The following is a 1,035-nucleotide window of genomic DNA, read 5'->3' as shown; positions in this document are numbered from 1 at the left end:
CCCTTCGAATACCTGGTCGAGCACCTCAACCCGACCCGCACCCTCGCCCACCACCCGTTCTTTCAGATCATGTTGGCGTTGCAGAACGCTCCCGAGGCGACGTTCCGGCTTCCCGGTCTCGACATCGAGGTGGCTCCCGGGCGTACGCACACCGCCAAGTTCGATCTGTTCATCAGTCTTGCCGAGCAACGCGGTCCGCACGGCGAGTCGCAGGGCATCGGCGGCGCCGTCGAGTACTCCAGCGACATCTACGACGCCCCCACCGTGCAAGCCCTCTTCGACCGCTGGATACACCTCCTCGACGCGGCCACCACCCACCCCGACCGACCCCTCGGCCACATCGACCTCCTCACCCCCCAAGAACACCGAGAGACCGTCGTCGACTTCAACGACACGGCCGTGCCCGTGCCCGACGCCTCCCTCGCCGAACTCTTCACCCGACAGGCGGCCAAGACCCCGGAAGCCCCCGCGGTCACGGATGGCGACTCCGCTCTGACGTATGCGGAGCTGGACGCTCGTGCCAACGGGCTGGCCCACGAGGTGATCGCGTGTGGTATTCGTCCCGGTGATGCCGTGGCCGTCCTGTTGCGCCGATCCCCGGAAAGTGTCGTCGCCGTTCTCGCGCTGATGAAGGCCGGCGCCGTCTACGTTCCGCTGGACGACCGTTATCCCGCCGAGCGCATCCGGCACGTCCTCACCGACACCGGCGCTTCGCTCGTCGTGACCGACACGGCCTCGCAAGCCGAACTCGCCTCGCTACCAGTCGAGTTGCTCGTCATCGACGACCTGGCCCGGGTGGACGAGGAGCACCAACAACCGAACGTGGTCGTGTCTGCGGATGGTGCGGCGTATGTGATGTATACGTCGGGGTCGACGGGTGTGCCCAAGGGTGTGGTGGTGACGCATCGCAATGTGGTCGCGTTGGCGGTGGATCCGGGTTTCGATGTGCGGGTTCACGAGCGGGTGTTGTTGCATTCGCCGGTGGCGTTCGACGCGTCGACGTACGAGTTGTGGGTTCCCTTGCTCAACGGGGGG

1 protein-coding gene is annotated in these 1,035 nt (G+C 66.1%); it reads left to right on the top strand.

The window, feature by feature from the left end; translation table 11 throughout:
* Positions 1-1,035 (top strand): AMP-binding protein (locus GT354_RS34585; protein WP_161360329.1); only part of this gene is annotated, 1,035 nt, incomplete at both ends.

It is taken from the genome of Streptomyces sp. SID3343, from assembly GCF_009865215.1.
Taxonomy (GTDB): Bacteria; Actinomycetota; Actinomycetes; order Streptomycetales; family Streptomycetaceae; genus Embleya.
This window is presented reverse-complemented; position numbering and strand designations above follow the sequence as displayed.